Source organism: Serratia sp. LS-1, from assembly GCF_003719595.1.
GTDB lineage: Bacteria > Pseudomonadota > Gammaproteobacteria > Enterobacterales > Enterobacteriaceae > Serratia > Serratia ureilytica.
The window spans coordinates 2,496,233-2,515,539 of record NZ_CP033504.1; the positions used below are offsets into that span (position 1 = coordinate 2,496,233).

The 19,307-nt window shown below is 58.3% G+C and carries 18 protein-coding genes and 4 pseudogenes; 11 read left to right on the forward strand and 11 right to left on the reverse strand.

The genetic code is table 11. The features are described 5' to 3' along the window. Positions 1-3: 3 nt before the first annotated feature. Positions 4-756 (forward strand): hypothetical protein, encoded by a 753-nt coding sequence (locus EDY99_RS12075; RefSeq protein WP_096242356.1) that lies wholly within the window; start codon positions 4-6, stop codon positions 754-756. Between the two features lie 218 nt (positions 757-974). On the opposite strand, the gene sbmC is transcribed toward EDY99_RS12075, so the two are convergent. Continuing rightward, positions 975-1,442 carry a DNA gyrase inhibitor SbmC gene (sbmC, locus tag EDY99_RS12080; RefSeq protein WP_033643568.1) on the reverse strand — a complete coding sequence of 156 codons (468 nt, stop codon included), beginning with the start codon at positions 1,440-1,442 and terminating at the stop codon, positions 975-977. Positions 1,443-1,464: 22 nt separating this feature from the next. After that, positions 1,465-2,307 (reverse strand): tryptophan 2,3-dioxygenase, encoded by an 843-nt coding sequence (gene kynA / locus EDY99_RS12085; protein WP_033643569.1) that lies wholly within the window; start codon positions 2,305-2,307, stop codon positions 1,465-1,467. A gap of 294 nt (positions 2,308-2,601) precedes the next feature. On the opposite strand from kynA, the gene EDY99_RS12090 reads away from it, so the two are divergent. The 4 genes from EDY99_RS12090 to EDY99_RS12110 all read left to right on the forward strand — a co-directional run bounded on the left by EDY99_RS12090 (position 2,602) and on the right by EDY99_RS12110 (position 6,392). Beyond that, positions 2,602-3,639 (forward strand): LacI family DNA-binding transcriptional regulator, encoded by a 1,038-nt coding sequence (locus EDY99_RS12090; RefSeq protein WP_033643570.1) that lies wholly within the window; start codon positions 2,602-2,604, stop codon positions 3,637-3,639. 269 nt (positions 3,640-3,908) lie between these two features. Further along, positions 3,909-5,144, forward strand: coding sequence for an MFS transporter (locus EDY99_RS12100; protein ID WP_226772921.1), 1,236 nt, complete (start codon positions 3,909-3,911; stop codon positions 5,142-5,144). A 21-nt stretch (positions 5,145-5,165) separates the two neighbouring features. Next, positions 5,166-5,930: an SDR family NAD(P)-dependent oxidoreductase gene (locus EDY99_RS12105; protein ID WP_033643571.1), complete on the forward strand. Its 765-nt coding sequence runs from the start codon at positions 5,166-5,168 to the stop codon at positions 5,928-5,930. A 45-nt stretch (positions 5,931-5,975) separates the two neighbouring features. Then, positions 5,976-6,392: an RbsD/FucU domain-containing protein gene (locus tag EDY99_RS12110; RefSeq protein WP_123061782.1), complete on the forward strand. Its 417-nt coding sequence runs from the start codon at positions 5,976-5,978 to the stop codon at positions 6,390-6,392. Between the two features lie 52 nt (positions 6,393-6,444). On the opposite strand, the gene EDY99_RS24930 is transcribed toward EDY99_RS12110, so the two are convergent. Further along, on the reverse strand, positions 6,445-7,794 hold the full coding sequence (locus EDY99_RS24930; RefSeq protein ID WP_060660564.1) for a colicin-like pore-forming protein: 1,350 nt from the start codon (positions 7,792-7,794) through the stop codon (positions 6,445-6,447). A gap of 305 nt (positions 7,795-8,099) precedes the next feature. Between EDY99_RS24930 and EDY99_RS12120 the strand changes: the two genes are divergently transcribed. Further along, the gene (locus tag EDY99_RS12120; protein WP_033643574.1) at positions 8,100-9,179 is read left to right on the forward strand and encodes a hypothetical protein; all 1,080 of its coding nucleotides are present in this window, start codon (positions 8,100-8,102) and stop codon (positions 9,177-9,179) included. Here the strand turns inward: EDY99_RS12120 and EDY99_RS12125 are convergent, their stop codons facing one another. After that, positions 9,180-9,617 carry a MarR family winged helix-turn-helix transcriptional regulator gene (locus EDY99_RS12125; protein WP_033643576.1) on the reverse strand — a complete coding sequence of 146 codons (438 nt, stop codon included), beginning with the start codon at positions 9,615-9,617 and terminating at the stop codon, positions 9,180-9,182. A 154-nt stretch (positions 9,618-9,771) separates the two neighbouring features. Here EDY99_RS12125 and aceE point away from each other — a divergent pair, with 154 nt between their 5' ends. Further along, positions 9,772-12,447 carry a pyruvate dehydrogenase (acetyl-transferring), homodimeric type gene (gene aceE, locus EDY99_RS12130; protein WP_123061783.1) on the forward strand — a complete coding sequence of 892 codons (2,676 nt, stop codon included), beginning with the start codon at positions 9,772-9,774 and terminating at the stop codon, positions 12,445-12,447. A 27-nt stretch (positions 12,448-12,474) separates the two neighbouring features. Here the strand turns inward: aceE and umuC are convergent, their stop codons facing one another. The 3 genes and pseudogenes from umuC to EDY99_RS24955 all read right to left on the reverse strand — a co-directional run. Beyond that, a complete protein-coding gene (gene umuC / locus EDY99_RS12135) occupies positions 12,475-13,791 on the reverse strand; it encodes a translesion error-prone DNA polymerase V subunit UmuC (RefSeq protein ID WP_033643578.1) in 1,317 nt (438 codons plus the stop codon). Between the two features lie 2 nt (positions 13,792-13,793). Then, entirely contained in the window at positions 13,794-14,228 is a 435-nt protein-coding gene (gene umuD / locus EDY99_RS12140) for a translesion error-prone DNA polymerase V autoproteolytic subunit (RefSeq protein WP_033643579.1), read from the reverse strand. 188 nt (positions 14,229-14,416) lie between these two features. Next, positions 14,417-14,596: pseudogene (locus EDY99_RS24955) on the reverse strand (hypothetical protein); the annotation flags it as partial. Between the two features lie 21 nt (positions 14,597-14,617). Here EDY99_RS24955 and EDY99_RS24815 point away from each other — a divergent pair. Continuing rightward, positions 14,618-14,851: pseudogene (locus tag EDY99_RS24815) on the forward strand (resolvase); the annotation flags it as partial. Positions 14,852-14,909: 58 nt separating this feature from the next. On the opposite strand, the gene EDY99_RS24615 reads toward EDY99_RS24815, so the two are convergent. The 4 genes and pseudogenes from EDY99_RS24615 to EDY99_RS24825 all read right to left on the reverse strand — a co-directional run. Beyond that, positions 14,910-15,281: a hypothetical protein gene (locus EDY99_RS24615; RefSeq protein WP_126502249.1), complete on the reverse strand. Its 372-nt coding sequence runs from the start codon at positions 15,279-15,281 to the stop codon at positions 14,910-14,912. 75 nt (positions 15,282-15,356) lie between these two features. Beyond that, positions 15,357-15,569, reverse strand: a pseudogene (locus tag EDY99_RS24820) (resolvase); the annotation flags it as partial. A 117-nt stretch (positions 15,570-15,686) separates the two neighbouring features. Next, on the reverse strand, positions 15,687-15,932 hold the full coding sequence (locus tag EDY99_RS12165) for a hypothetical protein (protein ID WP_016927225.1): 246 nt from the start codon (positions 15,930-15,932) through the stop codon (positions 15,687-15,689). A 14-nt stretch (positions 15,933-15,946) separates the two neighbouring features. Further along, positions 15,947-16,137 (reverse strand): annotated as a pseudogene (locus EDY99_RS24825) (DNA polymerase V); the annotation flags it as partial. 294 nt (positions 16,138-16,431) lie between these two features. Between EDY99_RS24825 and fdhD the strand changes: the two are divergent. The 3 genes from fdhD to EDY99_RS12185 are packed head-to-tail and all read left to right on the forward strand — an operon-like array spanning position 16,432 to position 19,247. After that, entirely contained in the window at positions 16,432-17,274 is an 843-nt protein-coding gene (fdhD, locus tag EDY99_RS12175; protein ID WP_033643581.1) for a formate dehydrogenase accessory sulfurtransferase FdhD, read from the forward strand. A 58-nt stretch (positions 17,275-17,332) separates the two neighbouring features. Then, positions 17,333-18,250: a bestrophin family protein gene (locus tag EDY99_RS12180; RefSeq protein ID WP_033643582.1), complete on the forward strand. Its 918-nt coding sequence runs from the start codon at positions 17,333-17,335 to the stop codon at positions 18,248-18,250. A gap of 34 nt (positions 18,251-18,284) precedes the next feature. After that, entirely contained in the window at positions 18,285-19,247 is a 963-nt protein-coding gene (locus EDY99_RS12185) for a Dyp-type peroxidase (protein ID WP_033643584.1), read from the forward strand. The last annotated feature ends 60 nt before the right edge of the window (positions 19,248-19,307 follow it).

The window sequence follows — 19,307 nt, forward strand, 5'->3', positions numbered from 1 at the left end:
TTTATGTTCAAAAAAATCTTATTACCTACATTGTTTGCTGCTTCTTTGCTTGGCTCCATTGAATCCACATCAGCGATAGACCTGTTACAATATAACAAAACCAACACAGTAAGCGGGCTGGTCAACGATAAAGCGGTCACTGACAATCTTAAAAGCATACTGGGTCAAGACTATGAAAAGTACATCAACAACTTTGATGTGTTCGGTGAACCTCATTCAACCCCAGGTGGTGGGTTATTTGTTGAAGGGTGGCTAAAAGATCTTTATCTGGAAAATGCCTCTGCTCTGGTCATCAATCCCGATGGGAAAATTTATGCCGCCTGGGTTGTACCTGATTCTGATATCATAAATTACAAATCATCTGATAAAGATTCCCCTATTAATAATGATATTCTGCATTGGGCTGCACGCTTCAAAGACATGCATTTTTCCTCAGACAGCAAAAGAAATAAGGTGAGGACTGAGGAAGAATACTTTGACACACAGTCATTCTCTATCAAGCTCATGACTGTTTGCATCAGTAAAGGAAACTGTAATGATGCTACTTATTATGGAGAGCGTAAAAAAGATGGTGCTGCTGTAACTTTGCAGGGAAAAGTGACACGTGCTGATTGCAATACAGCCCCATGCCCAATAATCAGTTATGAGTTTAAAAATGCATCGACGACCTACATGCTCAGTAAAATTGATAACACACTGACAGTTATAAAGAACGGTAAGATATTAATGAATCAAAAAGGAACTTGGGGGAAATAGCCACCACAACCGCCACCGAGTGATTCCAAGGCACTTGATTCCAAGGCGCTAAAGTGAGACTTGGCCTATCTACCTACACTGTATAGATATCAAACGGCCTATACGTCAGTGCGAGTGACACTCCCTCCTCTTGTCACCGCTCCTAAACCGAACAGGAATGACAATCACAGGCTGAATCGATATCCCCTATCGATTCAGCCTTCTTTATCATTTCCCCTTCACCACTTCTTCACCGTCTGGTAAATCTCGAGGTCAAAATAGCCGTCGGCCTCGCAGTCGTTGAGATAGTGTTCATAGCTCACTCCCTCAACCGGCTGATAGCCGCTGGCCGGCAGCAGCTTCTGGTAAAACTCGCCCCATACCCGTTCGAAATCGCCATCGCTGATGCGTACGCGGTAAACCGCGTACTGCCCAGCGGGCAGCGTCTGCACGGTCATACCCGCGCTGCCCGTCGGCAGCGCGAAATCGTCCGCCACGCTCATCACCACGTCGGCGCGCAGCTTTTCCGGCGCCACTTCTGCCGGATCGTCCCAGTACAACACCAGCCATTTGCCGAACGGCACGTCGTGGCGCTGCCGCCATGCCAGCAGTTGCTGCGAGCCCTGCGGGATGGTCTGTGGATACGGCCCCACCACTCTGACACCCACCACCTTCTCCGCCGCTTTATCGATAATCCTCACGCTCATCGCCCTTCCCCCTCACAGTGTCTCAGGCACCGATTTCGGTACGCACGTCCAGCAGTTCGGGGAAAAAGGTCAGGTCCAACGCCTTTTTCAGGAAGCTGACGCCGCTGGAACCGCCGGTGCCCGACTTAAAGCCGATGATCCGCTCCACCGTTTTCATATGGCGGAAGCGCCACAGATGGAAACTCTCTTCGATATCCACCAGCTTCTCCGCCATTTCATACGCTTCCCAATAGGTCTGCGGGTTGTCGTAGATCACTTTGAACGCCGGCAGCAGATCCGGGTTGCGCTGATAGGGCTGCGTCCAGTCGCGCTTGAGGCACTCCTGCGGGATCGGCAAACCGTGGCGCGCCAGGTACAGCAAGTATTCGTCGTACAGGCTCGGCGCTTCGAGGATCGCCTTCAGCGCCGCGTGTTTTTCCGCATCGCTGCTGAACACCGCCAGCATGGCGGCGTTCTTGTTGCCGAGCAGAAACTCGATCGACCGGTATTGATGCGACTGGAAGCCCGACGAACTGCCCAACACATCGCGAAACTCGACGTATTCCGACGGCGTCAGCGTTTCCAGCACCGCCCACTGTTCGAACAGCAGCCGCTGGATCTGTTTAACGCGCGCGAGAATTTTAAAACAGTGGCTGAGTTTGTCCTGCTGCACCAGCCGCAGCGCCGCCTGTAGCTCGTGCAGCATCAGCTTCATCCACAGTTCGGAGGTTTGGTGCTGTATCACGAACAGCATTTCGTCATGATGCGGCGGGTTGGAGAGCGGGTGCTGGCAGTCCAGCAGTTGGTCCAGGCACAGGTAGTCGCCATAGCTCATGCGTTTGGAAAAATCGGTGACAATCGCGCTTTCTAATTCCCGTTTGTTCATCTGTGATCTCCGTTGCGCCCAGCGCCCCATCGGCCTGGAACGTGCCGCAAAGAGAAAACAATAGTACAGAACCCGCCGCCCCGAAGGGCGATAAACGAGAGATGCTTCGCAGATCTCACTCATCCGCGTCACCCCATGGCCGCCGCCCTTTGCTGTTTAGTAAACAACCAGCCCTGCGCCTGACGACTCTCACAAATGCGCGATCCCGTGCGGGTTTCGCCCCGGTTGCGGCTTGCCTGCGCCCGCCTTCCCTTATAGATTGCAGGCTAACGGCAGGCAGCAAGGGATCGGCAAATGGCAAATATTCGTGATGTCGCGCGGTTGGCCGGCGTGTCCATCAGCAGCGTGTCGAACCTGCTGAATAATCGCAGCCACCAGATGAGTGCACAGACCCGTCAGCGCATCGAACAGGCGATGGACACCCTGGGCTATCGTCCGGCGCGCACCGCAGTGAACCTCGCGCCACAGGCGAAGATCATCGGCCTGCTGCTGCCGTCGATCGTTAACCCGAGTTTTTCGGCGCTGGCGCACGCCGTCGACAGCGCGGCGCGCGCTCACCGCTACCGCGTCTTGCTCGGCAACGCCTACAGGCAGGAACAGGAGGAAGCCGCGTTTATCGACGATATGTTTCTGCATGGCGTGCGCGGCATCATCGTGGCGGCGAGCGACATCCGCCAGACCCATTTTGTCCGGGCGGCCGAGCGGGGCATGAAGATCGTCAGCTATGACAGCCCGTTCGCCGAGCCGATGGCCGCCGACAGCCGGTTGTTCGACAGCGTGTCGATGGACAATCTCGCCGCCGGGCGTCTGGCCGCGCAGCACCTGCTCGAACGCGGCTGCCGACATATCGTGTTCGCCACCGAAGCTGCGCTGACCGTGGGGCGCAGCCACAAGATCGACGGTTTTCTGAGTGCGCTGGGGCACAACTTGAGCGAACGCCAACGGGTGATCGAAGGCAAAGCCACCAGCGCCTACGGCGACACGGAGATGTTCGAATTGGGGCTGACGCTGGCATCCCGCATCCTCGCGCTGACGCCGCGCCCGGACGGCATCGTGGCGATTAACGATGCGCTGGGCATCGGGCTGATGGTGGGGCTGCGCGCCGCCGGCGTCCAGGTGCCAGCAGAGATTTCGGTGGTCGGCATCGACAATATCGCGCTTGCCGGCCTGGCCGAACCGGGGTTGACGTCGATCGGCCCGCCGCTGGCCGAGATGGCGCAGCTGATGGTCGAACGCCTGATCGGCCGCATCAACAATGATTCACAACCGCCCGGCGAGTTTCTCTTCCCGCCGACGGTCATCAGCCGGCGTTCCGTCAAAACCGCCGGTTAATACGGTAAAAACGGCTTACCCAGGCGATGCGCAGATAGCATCGTCCGGCTCGCCGCAGCCAAAATCAGAAAAAACAGCGTCGTCGCAATAAATAAACGGCGCGACGCTTTATGCACGCAACGTCGTTATTCAGCACGCCGCTCATGACTTTGGGCCGGGCCGCTATTATTCCGATTAACCACATGGGAAAAACCATGATGAAAAAAACAATGCCAAAGGATATTGAACGCAGTGCCATCAGGAAATTGACGCTGCATATTGTCCCCCTCATGATCTTGTTGTATTTCCTGGCCTTTCTCGACCGCAACAATATGGCCTACGCCGCCAAAGCGTTGGAAGATAATCTGGGATTGACCGCCTCGGCTTTCGGCTTCGCTTCCGGAATTTTCTTTATCGGCTATTTCCTGTTTGAAATACCCAGCAACGCCGGCACCATTAAATTCGGTCCGCGCATCTGGTTCGCCAGAATATTAATTTCCTGGGGCATCTTCGCAACCCTGCTCGGTTTTGTGCGCACGCCGCTGGAGCTGTATATTTGCCGTTTTATGCTGGGCGTGTGCGAAGCCGGTTTCTTTCCCTCGGTGGTGTATTATTTCACGGTCTTCTTCCCGGAAAAATACCGCACCAAAATTCTCGGCATGTTCATCATCGTCCAGCCGCTGTCCAACGCGGTCGGCTCGCCGATTTCCGGCTTTATTCTCAATATTCAGCATGACTGGTTCGGCTTCGCCCCCTGGCAACTGCTGTTCATCCTCGAAGGGCTGCCGCCGATCGTCATCGGCCTGCTGATCCCCTTCCTGATCAAGAACTCGCCCAAGGACGTCGGTTATCTGAACGTGGAGGAAAAAGCCTGGCTGATGAGCAACGCCGGCCGCTCCAAATCCGGCTCAAAAATCACGCTGGGCGACTTCCTCAAGGGCATTAAAAACAGAAAGTACCTGCTCTACGCGCTGCTCAACTTCGGCATGGTATGCGGCATTTACGGCTTCGGCACCTGGCTGCCGTCGATCATCAGCGCCATTTCCGGCAGCGATATCTTTCGCGTCAGCCTGCTGGCGCTCATTCCCTACGGCCTGGCCGCGCTGCTGGTGTATCCGTGGAGCCTGTGGGCCAGCAAAACCAAAAAGCTCGGCGTGTTCGCCGGCCTCAGCATGGTGATCGCCGCCATCGGCCTAATGGGCGCGGTGACATTTTTTAAATACGACCCGTTCGTCGCGCTGTCATTCCTGTGCATTGCCGCCATCGGCATCTACACCGCCGTGCCGCCGTTCTTATCCATGCCCGCCAATATCTCCACCGGCGCGGCCGCGGCCGCCGGGCTGGCGGTGGTGAGCTGCATCGGCAATATCGGCGGTTTTGTCGCCCCCTATGCGGTGGGCGTGCTGAACGATCTGACCGGCAGCAGCGCGCCGGGGCTGTTTTTCCTGGCCTCGTGCCTGCTGGCGACCGGTTTGATCTGCATTTTTTACTGCGCCAAACAGCGTGAAGGCGTCATCAATTCTTAACGAACCAATAAGGAGTCAATCATGGGCGATCTTGCGGGCAAAAAGGTCTTTATCACCGGGGCGGAACAGGGCATCGGCCGCGCCACCGCAGAGCGGCTGATCAAGGCCGGGTGCGACATCTATTTTCACTACCACAGCGACGAAAGCGGCCCCAAGGCGCTGGTGGCACTGGCCCATTCACTCGGACAAAAGGCCGCCTACGGCTACGCCGATCTCATCGACACCGACGAAACGCTGCGCTGCGTCTCGGCCGGCGCCGAGTTTCTCGGCGGCATCGATATTCTGATCAATAACGTCGGCGGCATCGTCGGGCGCAAATGGCTGGGCGAGATCGATCGCGCCTTCTGGCAAACCGTGATCGACGTAAACATGACCACCATGCTGAACGTGACCCAGAGCGCGCTGCCGCACCTGAAGGCGGCGCCGAACGGCGCCAGCATCATCAACCTGGCCTCGCTGGCCGGCCGCGCCGGCGGGCACGCCGGCTCGCTGGTCTATTCCGCCACCAAGGGCGCGGTGCTCACCTGGACGCGCTCGCTGGCGGCGGAGCTGGGCGAGCACGGCATCCGGGTGAACGCGGTGGCGCCCGGCCTGATCCTCGGCACCCGCTTTCATAATCGCCATACCACCCAGGCATCGGCGGAGGAAACCGTTCGCAGCATCCCGCTGGGCCGCGCAGGCACGCCGGACGACGTGGCCCGCGCCATCGCCTTCCTGGCGGCGGAATACGACGGCTTCATCTCCGGCGCCACTCTCGACATCAACGGCGGCATCTTCCGCATGTAGTTCAGCTGCGGGCGGCACAGCCGCCCCCTATTCAGGAATCGCTTTATGATCAAATCCGCCATCACTCACCCGCCGCTGCTCGCCGCGCTGGCGCAATGCGGGCATAAAACCCAGGTGCTGATCGCCGACGGCAATTACGCCTGCGTGACGCACGCGCCGAAAGACGCCACCGTGGTCTATCTGAACCTGGCGCCCGGCACGCTCGCCGCCCCGCCAATCCTGGAAAAACTGCTGGCCTGCATCAACGTGGAAAGCGCGGCGCTGATAGCCTGCCCGCCGGACTTCACCAACACTATCGAAGCCGAATACCGGCAACTGCTGCCAGAACATTGCCCGATCGAGCACCTGCCGCGCGAGGCGTTTTACGCCGCGGTCAAATCGGATCGGACGCTGCTGGTGATCGCCTCCGGCGAACGGCGCCGCTTCGCCAATCTGCTGCTGACGGTGGCGCCGGTGGTGTGAAAGAGGTAGAGGGTGTGAGGGATAAAATGAGGGGGCCAGCCCCCTCATGCCGTTACAGGTCAGCGACCCACTTCTCCAGCTCCCCCGCACGTTCCGCATCGATATAACTGGTGGCCCAGCCAAACAGGTAAGCGAAGGCGAAAATGCCCACCGTCGACGACACCAGCGTCGGCGCGAAAAACGCGGCGATAGCGGAGAGCGTATACCCTGCACCGATCGACAACCCGAGCGCTTCGAGCTGGTTGCGGAACGCTTTCCAGTTGCCGGTTGAGAAACCTTCAATCGCGGCGTTTACCAGATCCGCGCCCTTGAGCGCCCAGTCCACCCCGGTGAAGACCTTGCCCAATACCCGCGCATTGCGGGCATACTGTTCCGCATCGATCATTTTCAGCCAGGCGACAATCGCCGCTTTGTCCTGCGCCTTGAGCTTTTTATTCAGGCCCTTCGTCAATTGCTCGTAGGTTTTCTCCGCATCTTGCACGTTGCGGATATATTTTCCTTGAATTCCCGCTTCCAAATCCTTGGCGAGTTTGGCGTATTTCGCGCCGATCTTTTCCGCGATATCTTTATTGATACCTGCGGCCAGGCTGACGCCATCCTTGATGGCTTTTAATTCCGCATTTTGATATTCGACGAATTCCTTAACGATCGTTTTTACCGAGCCGGGCGATTTTACCGGCTTGCCGTTGGCATATTTCACCTCCATGGCATTCAGGTTATCCCCTCTCACCACGGCGATAAACGCGGGCCGGTTCTTATTGGCCTTATAGTAGAGGTTGTAGGTCGCCACTCCGTCTTGCTTTTCCACCTTCAAATGATGAAAACCGTAGTAACTCCCGGTCGTGCGGGTCGTCGAGAATTCGCCGGTTTTGCCGTTGCCATGCCAGCCGCTGACGGGCCGATCGCGATGCGAGTCTGTCACGAAACTGCCTAACGAAGAGGCGCCGATCTGCCCGGCATTCAGGCCATTGTTGCCGCCTTTGCCAGGGGGTGAGGGTTTGCGCGCATGGCCGGTTTCGATATCCCCGATCGCCACTGTCACCCCCTTGGCGTTGACCCCCATCACCAGCCCCCCCAGGCCAATGTGCTTCGCCTGATCGGCCGTCAAACCGGTGGCGGAAAGGCTCAGCGTGCCGGATGGGCTGACGCTTTCAATATGCAATTTCGCATCCGGGTTAATTCTGCGCGCCGCCTTAATCACCGCCTCCAGCTTCATGCGCAGCGCCGGATCGTTTTGGATCGCCGCTATCTGTTGCTGTTCCGGGCTGTTGCCAACGCCGGCGCCGCCGCGATCGCGATCGCCGGAATGGCCTTTATCGCCGCCCCCCGGCTCAGGGCCCGTACCGCGTTCAGAACTCCAGTTAGTCCCATCTCCTTTACCACCATAATTAAATCCAGGCATATGCTTTCATCCTTATTTCGTTTTATTTTTAAGATGCCGATATTCTCGTTTAACGCGGATTGACACGCGCATTATCCCTATCGGCAAACCGTTTTTAGCTGCCCGTCATTTATAAAAAACCGCAGAAATAAGGACAACGGATGGCGGCTGTCTGGTCGGTGAAACAAATAGGATCGCGTCTGCATAACCTGAATATATCGCCGCGGGTCACGCCTGGATGGCTGCGACCTGTTCAGAAGTCATTGGCACACGCCATGAATTGCAATTACAATCATCGCACTTGCAACTTAAAGGGAATGCTCCGCATGTCGCCTCAACGTATAACAATGCCTGCCGCCTCCGCCAGGACCAGAACCCTGGCCGAAGCCTGTATCCGCAAGATGGCCTCCGTCAGCCAGAACGCCGGCGCGGCGCTTCCCTCTTCCACCGCCTGGACGGCGGAAGCCTTGAGCGAACTAAACGCCAGTGGCAACATCTGGCTCATCGACGGCAGAAGGCGCGCCGAACCGCCGAGCTCCCGCTACGCCACCGCCTGGCCGCTCTGGTTTGGCCATCAATCAGAACGTTATGAGAAACCGTTGTTTTACGTCGTCAACACCCCTTCGGTGGACATGCTCCGCGGGCTTGAGCCGGAAACCAATCGCAAGGGGATTTTCATCAGCGATGCGGATACCGGCAGTACCGACTTGCCGAAAGGCGTGCAGGCCTGGTTCCCGCTCCAGCTCACCGCCATGCCGGACTGGCTGCCTTTCGATCCGGCCAATGCCCGGGAAACCGGCGCGATACTCCATCACGCCCTGCACGCGCTCTATCTGGAGGGAACGAGAAAGATGGTGTATCTCGCGACCAACGCAGACAATGATGCCCCCGCTTCCGGTGAGCCGTTTGTCGCAGAGCAGGCGTTCAAGGGGATGTATCGTGTCGCGGCGGCGGCGGACTCGCCGTTGCAGGTTCGCCTGTGCGGCGCAGGCAGAACGCTCGCCCGCGTTCAGCAGGCGGCTGAGGTGTTGAAAAATTGGGGCATCGCGGCCGAAATCTGGAGCTGCCCCAGCTACACGCGGTTGGCGCAGGATGCTGAACTCGCCGACATGCAGCGCCAGGACAGCGGCGGCGAATGCCATCTGAAAACGTGTCTGGGCGCCGGGAATGCCCCCGTCGTCGCCGTTACCGACTACTCGCACCTGATTGCCAACCAGCTCAAGCGGTTCATTCCCGCACGCTTTGCCGCGGTGGGTTCGGATTCTCGCACCCGGGGCGAAATTCACTATCCGCAGGCGGAATGGATTGCGCTATGCGCCCTCAAACTGCTGGCCGACGAGCAGAAAATTCCCTCGACGCTGATCGCCGATGCGCTGCGCGTTCTGCACATCACGCCCGATGCCTGATCACGCTCTGGCCAGCTGCATCGCGTTGTCCAACGCGTCGGAGAAGCGTGCGATCTCTTCTTCGCTGAACTGATTGAGAAAGTGGGTTTTGACCACCGCGCGGTAGATCTCCCACATTTTTTTCCGCAGGGCCTTACCTTCCTCGGTGATGGTGGCGAAGGAGGCCCGACGGTCGTCATCCGAACGGAAACGCGTGACCAGCCGCTCTTTTTCCAGGCGATCCATCAGGCGGGTCAGGTTATAACGCTCAATCACCAACACGTCCGCCAGTTCATGCATGCGGCGCGTGCCGTTTTCCCCGCTTTCCAATCCCCATAACACGTCATACCAGGCGTACGCCGGCAGCCCCGCCTCCGACAATTGCGTTTCTATCTTTTTGATGATTGCCCGGTGCGCGCGCACGAAGGAGAACCACAGGTCGGGTTGTTTATCTGTCATGTCAGTTTTCTCGTCAAAAGCGGTGAGTTGCAATTGCAATTGTAAAGGGATAGAGTGGCTTTCGCCATTGTTGCATTTGCAACTCTTGCATATGCAATTCAATAAATTCCTGTATCGCTCAGCGCCTTATCAGGTAAGTACATTTGGAGCTTTTATGAACCAACCCGCGGTAAAAGCAGATCTTGACCCACAAGAGACGGCTGAATGGCTTGAGGCATTTGAAGGGGTCGCCGACATCGACGGCCGTGAACGCGCGCATTTTTTGTTGGAAAGAATGGCCGAAGCCGATCAGCGAAAACACGGCGATTTCTTCAGCATGGTCACCACGCCGTACGTGAATACGATCCCGGTCTATAAGCAGCCGACGTATCCCGGCGATCTGGCCGCGGAAGCGCGCATCAATGCGTTTATTCGCTGGAACGCCATGGCGATGGTGCTGCGCGCCGGCAAACATTCCAACGTCGGCGGACACATCGCCACCTACCAGTCGGCCGCGGTGCTTTACGACGTGGGATTCACGCACTTTTTCCGCGGACGCACCGATGAGTTTGCCGGTGACATGGTGTATATCCAGGGTCACTCCGCCCCCGGCATTTACGGCCGCGCCTATCTCGAAGGCCGCATCGACGAGGAGCTGCTCGACAACTTTCGCCGCGAATCCGCGCGCCGCGGCCTTTCTTCCTATCCGCACCCCAGGCTGATGCCGGATTTCTGGCAATATCCCACCGTTTCGATGGGGCTGGGGCCGCTGACCGCCGCCTATCAGGCACGCTATATGCGCTATCTGGAATACCGCGGGTTGAAACCGCATCAGGGGAGAAAGGTGTGGGCGTTTCTCGGCGACGGCGAGATGGATCAACCGGAATCGCTGGCGGCAATTGCGCTGGGCGGGCGAGAAAAGCTCGATAACCTGATCTTCGTCGTGAACTGCAATCTGCAGCGGCTGGATGGTCCCGTGCGCGGCAACGGCAAGATCATTCAGGAACTGGAAGGCACCTTCAAAGCCGCCGGCTGGCAGGTGATCAAGGTGATCTGGGGCAGTGGCTGGGACAAACTCCTGCAAAAAGATCGCTCCGGGCTGCTGATGCAGCGCATGATGGAGTGCGTCGACGGCGATTACCAGACCTTCAAGTCGCAAAGCGGCGCCTATGTGCGGGAGCATTTCTTCGGCAAGTACCCGGAGTTGCTCGCGCTGGTCGCCGATCTGAGCGACGATGAGATCTGGGCGCTGCACCGCGGCGGCCACGATCCGCAAAAGGTGTACGCCGCCTACCATCAGGCGATGCATACCCCGGGCAGGCCGACGGTGGTATTGGCCAAAACGGTCAAAGGGTTCGGCATGGGAGAAGCCGGTGAAGGGCAGAACATCAACCATCAGCTGAAAAAAATGAGCCAGGATGCGGTGAAAGCCTTCCGCGATCGTTTGGGGTTGACGCTCCCCGATGCGCAGCTGGAAGCGATCCCTTATCTGAAGCCCGAGCCCGACAGCGCGGCGGCGAAGTACATCACCGCGACGCGCACCGCGCTGGGCGGCTACATCCCCGCCCGCTTCGGCCAATCCGCCCCGCTGGCGATACCGGCGTTATCGCGCTTCGACAGTCTCCTTAAGGGCAGCGGCGAGCGCAACATGTCAACCACCATGGCCTTCGTCAATATCCTCGGCGCGCTGCTCAAAGACCCCAACATCGGCAAACTGATCGTGCCCATCGTGCCGGACGAGTCGCGCACGTTCGGCATGGAAGGCCTGTTCCGCCAGATTGGCATCCATTCCTGGCTCGGCCAGCTGTATACCCCGCAGGATGCCGGGCAGCTCAGCTACTATAAAGAGGCCAAAGACGGCCAGATTTTGCAGGAAGGCATCAACGAATCCGGCGCGATATCGACCTGGATCGCCGCCGGCACCGCCTACAGCAACCACGATGTCGCGACGATCCCGTTCTATATCTTCTACTCCATGTTCGGGCTGCAGCGGGTGGGCGATCTCGCCTGGGCGGCGGCCGACGCGCGCACCAAGGGTTTCCTGCTCGGCGCCACCTCCGGCAGAACCACCCTGATGGGCGAAGGCTTGCAGCATGACGACGGCCACAGCCACGTGCTGTCTTCCGTGATCCCCAGCTGCGTCTCCTACGATCCGACCTATGCCTATGAACTCGCAGTGATCGTTCAGAGCGGCATGCGCAGGATGTTCGTTGAGCAAGAGGATATTTACTACTACATCACCTTGCTCAATGAGGGATACCCGCAGCCGCCGATGCCGGCGGGCGTAGAGGACGGGATTATCCAGGGGGCGTATTTGCTCAAACAGAGCGCAGCGACAACCCAAGAGAGCCCGCGCGCTCAGCTGGTCGCCAGCGGCGCCATCATGCGCGAGGCGCTGGCGGCAGCGGAGCTGTTGGCCGTCGACTTTGGCGTCGCCAGCGATATCTGGAGCGCCACCAGCCTGAGCGAGCTGCGCCGCAACGGCATGGCGGCCGAACGCTGGAACCTGCTGCATCCGGAAGATCCGCCGAAAGTCCCTTATATACAAAGCCTGCTGGCGGCGCATCCCGGCCCGGTGGTGGTAGCGACGGACTATATGAAGATCGTCGGCGATCAGATCAAACCGTTCTTGCCCGACCGCACCTTTATCGCCTTGGGCACCGACGGCTTTGGCCGCTCGGACACCCGCGAGGCGCTGCGTGAGTTCTTCGAGGTCAACCGCCATTTCATCGCGCTCGCCGCGTTGAAACTGCTGGCAGACGAAGGCCGTATCGCCCGCAGCGAGGTCAACCGCGCCATGGCGCTGTACGGCATCGCCCCCAATAAGCCGGATCCGGCGGCGGCGAAGTAACGCATAGCCTACCCACGCCGCCGGTTATCACCCGCGGCGTTTTTCTTCCTTCGATTCGGCAGCGCGCGGCGCCCGCTCCCCCAGCCGCACCACGGGAATGTCCGCCAGCCGGGTGGTGTAAGCCGGCGACAGCATGTCGCGCTTCATTTGCCACGGCTTGACGATCCCCTGCCCGGCGAACCACACGCGCCCGCGCCCTTCCTGATTCAAGCGATCGAGGGTCGCCATCAGGCGCTCGCTGTTGCGGCGCGGCGGGCAGTCGTCGAACAGGTCGATCTGCGCCATGGCGGCGGCGCTGAAATCCCCCAGCATCACGCCGCCCTTCAGATAACGCCGCCCCTCCTGCCAAATGCTCTCCAGCGCGCGCACCGCCATGGCGATGATGTCGCGGCTGTCGTTGCTCGGCGTTTGCAGCCGGGCGGTGCCCATATTGCTGTAATAGCCTTCGCCCGCCGAATGCGGGCTGGTTTTGATAAACACCGACACGTTGCGGCAATAGCGCTTTTCCTGTCGCAGCTTTTCGGCGGCGCGTTCGGCATAGCTGCAGATCGCCTCGCGCATGTGCGGGTAGTGCGTCAACCGCTGGCCGAACGAGCGGGAACAGATGATCTGCTCTTTCGCCGCCGCCTCATCTTCCCATTGCAGGCATGACTCGCCGCGCAGCTCACGTATCGTGCGCTCCAGCACCACGCTGAAGGTTTTACGCGCCAGCCGGGTATCGCAGTCCGCCAGCTGCAGCGCGGTGTGAATACCCATCGCCTGCAGTTGGCGAGTCAGGCGGCGCCCCACGCCCCACACCTCTTCCACCGGAAGCAACGCCAGCAGTTTGCGCTGGCGCGCCGGATCGGATAAATCCACCACGCCGCCGGTGCCGCGCCATTTCTTGGCCGCGAAGTTGGCCAGCTTGGCCAGCGTTTTGCTCGGCGCAATGCCAACCCCGACCGTCAAATGCAGCTCGCGCCGGATGCGATCGCGCACCCGCTGGCCGAACGGTTCCAGCGCTTCGCAGCGCGCCACGCCGTCCAGCCGCAGAAAGGCTTCGTCCAGTGAATAGATCTCCACCGCCGGCGCCATCTCCTCCAGCGTGTCCATCACCCGGCGGGACATATCGGCGTACAGCGCGTAGTTGGAGGAGAACACCGCGACGTTGCGACGGCGCATCTCCTCTTTGATCTTGAAATAAGGCGCGCCCATCGGCACGCCCAGCGCCTTCGCCTCGGCGCTGCGGGCGATCACGCAGCCGTCGTTGTTGGACAACACAATCACCGGCCGCCCCCGCAGGTCGGGCCGGAAAATGGTCTCGCAGGAAGCGTAGAAGCTGTTGACGTCTACCAGGGCGAACATGGCTACAGCGCCGCGTAGACGATAAAGGTCACCACGCCGAAAATCTCCAGCTGCGCTTCGTCGTCGAACACGATGGGCGCGTAGGCGGGATTCATCGGCAACAGCCGCACGTCGGGGTGGCACTGCAGCTTTTTGACGGTGAATTCACCGTCCACCGCAGCGATCACGATATTGCCATGCTCCGGCGTCAGGGCGCTGTCGACAATCAGCAGATCGCCGTCCCGAATGTTGCCGTCGATCATCGATTCGCCGCTGGCGCGCACGAAATAGGTGGCGTTGGGGTGCCGCACCAGCAGCTTGCCGATGTCCAGCCGGCCTTCGACATAGTCCTGCGCCGGGGAAGGAAAGCCGCAGGCCACGCGATCGGCAAACAGCGGTAACGTTAGGGGTTCACCTGGTGAAAAAGCATACAACCTTGAATTGCTCAGCATAATCATAACCAAACTGTATATTTATACAGTTAAGCATAAACAAAACGCGAACGCGTGCAACCCCCAATCCCCCTGCGGATCGCGCTTTCCCGCGTAATATAATAATTTTCTGAGCGATTTTTCCTGCAGCTTTTGGCGTTCTTCACGTGTGTTTGCACACATGATATCCACCAAAACTGTGGATAATGCGGCACTCAGACCGTTGGCGTATCGATGGGCAGGATGAGTGAGGGATTGTCATTGCGAACGGCGCCGACGGCGGGCGATACCGGTTGCCAGACGAAATCCTCTGCCTGCAGGCTGTACACGTCAGCCTGCATTTGACCAGAGGGCGGGACTAAGCGGGTGTCGAGCCAGTCGCGCGCGGCCGTCGGTCTCTGCTGCGTACAGCGCCGCAAAGAACAGCGGCAGGCCTTGCCTCAGCAAGAGCCCACGGGAGGAACGGCGGACGGCCTTACAAAATGACGCCAATAAAATTGCGACTGGCAATGGCATCAATGGGACGGCCAGAGACGAAAGTCAGTACGTTATGCCAGGAGCTTGGGATAACCCGACAAACGCTGTACCGCCACATTTCCCCTGATGGTCCACTGCGAGCTGACGGTATAAAGCTGCTCAACCGGGGATAATTTTAGCGGACGGAAAAATCTGGGGTTCCGGCGTAGAACCCCGAATAAGGAATAATCCTTAATTCATTTCAGGATTATTAATTCCATCTAAAACCTCTCGGCAATATTCTTTTTTATAGGCTTCATCATTACTTAATGACTTAACCAAAAAATCAGCATTTTTCCAACCATTATCCCAATGCGTATCGAATCCTGACTGTTCATACTTTAATGTTCTAGTTAATGAGTCTTTTATTTGTTTTTTATATTTATCAATTTTCTCATTGGTTGCCCCACAAACATCATGTGCAACACGAGCATTTGAGCCAGAAAAACCTATTGCTGAAATTGCCATCGCTTCATTTGATTTGTCGAAATCATTCGCATATGCCACAGCATTAGATAAAGCGAATATGACAAGAGCAGGTATGATTTTTTTGTATGAAATCATCTTTCACCTCTAACTCATTGATTGTTCATGGGGTCAGTTTGGATATCGAAAATTATTGTACATTAAGGCTGCTTTTTAATCAGTCTCAACTTCTTTATAGAAGGCCTGAATGCGACAAACTTGGGAAGTACTGTAGCCTGTCGCGTCTGCTGTTTCTCGGATGCTCAGTTTCTTAATCTGTCGGTAGTACAGGACTTTCTGATGTCGTTCCTGATCTGCCTGCTTTCCCCGGTATCTACCCAACGTATGCGCCCGTTCAATTCCCGGCTTTTGCCGTTGGCGGCGACTTGATCGTTCCGTCCGCGCGCCACAGCAGCAGGCAGGGGGCGCGCAGGTTCGGCCAGCACAATCAGCATCCGTCGCTACAGCGGCGACGGCCGGCGGACGTTAACCGTTGCCACGATGTCACTCCTCTCTCTTATAGATGAGGACATGCAGGCGCAGCCGGTCGGCATCAACACGTTCATCCATTATTGTGCCCGGATAGCCCTGCAGCGCCAGACCGTACCAGAAACTCAGAATGACAGAAGCCTTACCCAACTCTAGGGTGTAACCCATCCCGCCCTGGTTCAGATTGCATTTTTTAATCGCATCTTCTGCTTCCCGGATCAGCTGCGCATAGCTGAGTGAAAAATTCAGTGCCTGATCCATCCTGCTCGCTCCATCTCACCGCTGGCGCGCACGAATAAGTGGCATTAGGATGCCGCACCAGCAGTTTGCCGATATCCAGCCGGCTCTCGACATAGTCCTGCGCCGAGGAGGGAAAACCGCAGGCCACGCGATCGGCAAACAGCGGTAACGTCAGGGGCTCACCTGGTGAAAAAGCATACAACCTTGAATTGCTCAGCATAATCATAACCAAACTGTATATTTATACAGTAAAGCATAAACAAAACGCGAACGCGTGCAACCCCCTATCCCCCTGCGGATCGCGCTTTGTCGCGTAATATAATAATTTTCTGAGCGATTTTTTTTTACGCCTGCTAAGTGTTTCACTGCCCCTTGCACACACGTTATCCACCAAAACTGTGGATAACCTGCAGGGCGTGATTCCCTACGCGAGCGGGATCAGAATCCTGTATAATCCCCACACCTGCTAATAAGAATTCATCCTCGTCGGCGCCTCGTCACCGACGGTCACGAGAACGTTATGAACAAGCACCTGCTCTTCGCAGAAACCGACGATATCAAACAGGAATGCCTGTCGCGCCACGCGGTCTGGCAGCGCAACGATCTGGCACAGGCGCAGCAGGATTGGCTGGCGGAAGAAGTGCCGGTCGCCCTGGTGTACAACGGCATTTCCCACGTGGTGATGATGGCGACGCCAAAAGATCTGGCGGCCTTCGCCATCGGTTTTTCGCTGTCCGAAGGCATCATCACCTCCCCCGACGATATCTACGACATCCGTCAACAACCGGCCTGCAACGGCATTGAAGTGCATGTAGAGCTTTCGAGCCGCCGCTTTATGCAGCTGAAAGAGAAGCGCCGCAGCCTGGCCGGCCGCACCGGCTGCGGCGTCTGCGGGGTCGAGCAGCTGCAGGAGGTTGCTCAGCCCATCGCACCGCTGCCCTTCACCCAACGTTTCGATTTGGCCCAACTCGACCGGGCGTTGGCTCAACTGCAGGAAGTGCAAACGGTGGGAAAACTGACCGGCTGCACCCATGCGGCGGCCTGGATCCAGCCGGACGGCGCACTCAGCGGCGGATGTGAAGACGTCGGCCGCCATGTGGCGCTCGACAAACTGCTGGGTTACCGCAGCCAACAGGCCTGGTCGCAAGGGGCGGCGCTGGTCTCGAGCCGCGCAAGCTATGAAATGGTGCAAAAGTCCGCCATGTGCGGCGTCGAGATCCTGTTCGCCGTCTCCGCCGCCACCCGTCTGGCGGTGGAAGTGGCCGAGCGCAGCAACCTGACGCTGGTGGGCTTCAGCAAACCGGGGCGCGCCACCGTCTATACGCACCCGCAACGGCTCTGGCAATCGACAACGGCGGCATAGCGCCGCCGGATAAGAATCGACTATTCTCAATAGCAGGACACCAGGAAGCACCCACGTTATGATAATTCGCCCGCACCAGAACTGGTTTTTTCGCCTGTTCGCCTGGCACGGTTCCGTGCTGTCAAAAATTACCTTTCGCCTGTCGCTGAACGTGCTGATGTCGATAGTGGCGGTGATCAGCTACCAATGGTACGAACAGCTCGGCGTGCATTTGACCATCGCGCCGTTCAGCCTGTTGGGCATCGCCATCGCCATTTTTCTCGGCTTTCGCAATAACGCCGGCTACAGCCGCTTTGTCGAAGCGCGCAACCTGTGGGGCTCGCTGCTGATTACCGAACGCACCCTGCTGCGCCAGATCAAAAGCCTGCTGCCGGACGAACCGGCGGTGCAGCAAAAGGTCGCCAAGCTGCTGATCGCCTTTAGCTGGAGCCTGAAGCATCAGCTGCGCGGCACCGACCCCACCGCCGATCTGTACCACAATCTCACCGGCAACGAGCTGGCCGAGGTGATCGCCAGCCCGATGCCGACCAACCGCATCCTGCTGATGCTGGGCCAGGAAATCGGCAAATTGCGCCGTCAGGGCCTGCTGAGCGACATCACCTTCGGGCTGATCGACGATAAGCTGAGCGAACTGTCTCACACCCTCGGCGGCTGCGAACGGCTCGCCAGCACCCCGGTGCCGTTCGCCTATACCCTGATCCTGCAGCGCACCGTTTACCTGTTCTGCAGCCTGTTGCCTTTTGCCCTGGTGACCGATCTGCATTACATGACACCGTTTGTTTCGGTGTTCATTTCCTATACCTTCTTATCCTGGGACTCACTGGCCGAAGAGCTGGAGGATCCGTTCGGCGTGTCGGCCAACCATCTGCCGTTAAACGCCATTTGCAACACCATCGAGCGCAACCTGCTGGAAATGAACGACCAAAGCCCGCTGCCACCGCCGATGAAACCCGACGAGCACTTTAATTTGATCTGATCTATTTCACCCGAACACACTGGAGCCGAATGCAATGAATGCAAATAACACCCCGCCGCAAGCCGTATTCACGCCGGTCACGCGCCATGCCATTTTCATCGTCGCCACCCTGTCGCCCGTTCCCGCCCATCTGGCGGCGGTGCGCGCCTGGTGCGGCGATATCGCCGCCGTGGTACGTTCGGTCGGCAAACGCGCGCCGGCGGGCAATCTCACCTGCGTCTGCGGCTTCGGCTCCGAGGCCTGGGATACGCTGTTCGGCGCGCCGCGCCCTCGCCAGCTGCATCCGTTCAGCCCGATCGGCAGCGGGGAGCGCGTTGCGGTCGCCACGCCTGGCGACATCCTGCTGCACATCCGCGCCGATGAAATGGATCTGTGTTTTGAACTGGCCTCTCAGTTGACCGCCAAGCTCGGCGACGCCGTGACGGTGATCGAGGAGGTGCACGGCTTCCGTTATTTCGATCAGCGCGCCATGATCGGCTTCGTCGACGGTACGGAGAACCCGGAGGGGCACGAAGCCTTCGACTACACGGTGATCGGCGACGAAGACGCGGCGTTCAGCGGCGGCAGCTATGTGCTGGTGCAGAAATACCTGCACGATATGCAGGGCTGGAATTCGCTCAGCGTGGAAACGCAGGAGAAGATCATCGGCCGCCATAAACAGTCCAACATCGAGCTGGATGAAGCGGTCAAACCGTCGTCGTCGCACAGTTCGTTGACCACCATCACCGACGAGCAAGGCAACGAGGTGAAAATTCTGCGCGACAACATGCCGTTCGGCCGCCCCGGCCTGCGCGAGTTCGGCACCTACTTTATCGGCTATGCGCGCTCCCCGCAGCCGATCGAGCAGATGCTGGAAAACATGTTTATCGGCCGCCCGGCCGGCAACTACGATCGGCTGCTCGATTTTAGCCACGCGGTGACCGGCACCCTGTTCTTCGTGCCTTCCGCCCCGCTGCTGGAAGCGCTGGCCGATCGCAGCGGCGCCGAACTGCACTAACGCCTCTTCGGCGGCAATGCCTCCCCCCGCGACTTATACTGAATTAACGTTGCGTTATTG

Bases quoted from the DNA above. Each gene is read 5' to 3' on its own strand.
- EDY99_RS12110 (WP_123061782.1), top strand. From the start codon at position 5,976: ATGATCAAATCCGCCATCACTCACCCGCCGCTGCTCGCCGCGCTGGCG.
- EDY99_RS12165 (WP_016927225.1), bottom strand. From the start codon at position 15,932: ATGGATCAGGCACTGAATTTTTCACTCAGCTATGCGCAGCTGATCCGG.
- kynA (WP_033643569.1), bottom strand. From the start codon at position 2,307: ATGAACAAACGGGAATTAGAAAGCGCGATTGTCACCGATTTTTCCAAA.
- EDY99_RS12120 (WP_033643574.1), top strand. From the start codon at position 8,100: ATGTCGCCTCAACGTATAACAATGCCTGCCGCCTCCGCCAGGACCAGA.
- EDY99_RS12125 (WP_033643576.1), bottom strand. From the start codon at position 9,617: ATGACAGATAAACAACCCGACCTGTGGTTCTCCTTCGTGCGCGCGCAC.
- aceE (WP_123061783.1), top strand. From the start codon at position 9,772: ATGAACCAACCCGCGGTAAAAGCAGATCTTGACCCACAAGAGACGGCT.
- EDY99_RS12105 (WP_033643571.1), top strand. From the start codon at position 5,166: ATGGGCGATCTTGCGGGCAAAAAGGTCTTTATCACCGGGGCGGAACAG.
- fdhD (WP_033643581.1), top strand. From the start codon at position 16,432: ATGAACAAGCACCTGCTCTTCGCAGAAACCGACGATATCAAACAGGAA.
- sbmC (WP_033643568.1), bottom strand. From the start codon at position 1,442: ATGAGCGTGAGGATTATCGATAAAGCGGCGGAGAAGGTGGTGGGTGTC.
- EDY99_RS12100 (WP_226772921.1), top strand. From the start codon at position 3,909: ATGATCTTGTTGTATTTCCTGGCCTTTCTCGACCGCAACAATATGGCC.
- EDY99_RS24930 (WP_060660564.1), bottom strand. From the start codon at position 7,794: ATGCCTGGATTTAATTATGGTGGTAAAGGAGATGGGACTAACTGGAGT.
- umuD (WP_033643579.1), bottom strand. From the start codon at position 14,228: ATGATTATGCTGAGCAATTCAAGGTTGTATGCTTTTTCACCAGGTGAA.
- umuC (WP_033643578.1), bottom strand. From the start codon at position 13,791: ATGTTCGCCCTGGTAGACGTCAACAGCTTCTACGCTTCCTGCGAGACC.
- EDY99_RS24615 (WP_126502249.1), bottom strand. From the start codon at position 15,281: ATGATTTCATACAAAAAAATCATACCTGCTCTTGTCATATTCGCTTTA.
- EDY99_RS12090 (WP_033643570.1), top strand. From the start codon at position 2,602: ATGGCAAATATTCGTGATGTCGCGCGGTTGGCCGGCGTGTCCATCAGC.
- EDY99_RS12180 (WP_033643582.1), top strand. From the start codon at position 17,333: ATGATAATTCGCCCGCACCAGAACTGGTTTTTTCGCCTGTTCGCCTGG.
- EDY99_RS12075 (WP_096242356.1), top strand. From the start codon at position 4: ATGTTCAAAAAAATCTTATTACCTACATTGTTTGCTGCTTCTTTGCTT.
- EDY99_RS12185 (WP_033643584.1), top strand. From the start codon at position 18,285: ATGAATGCAAATAACACCCCGCCGCAAGCCGTATTCACGCCGGTCACG.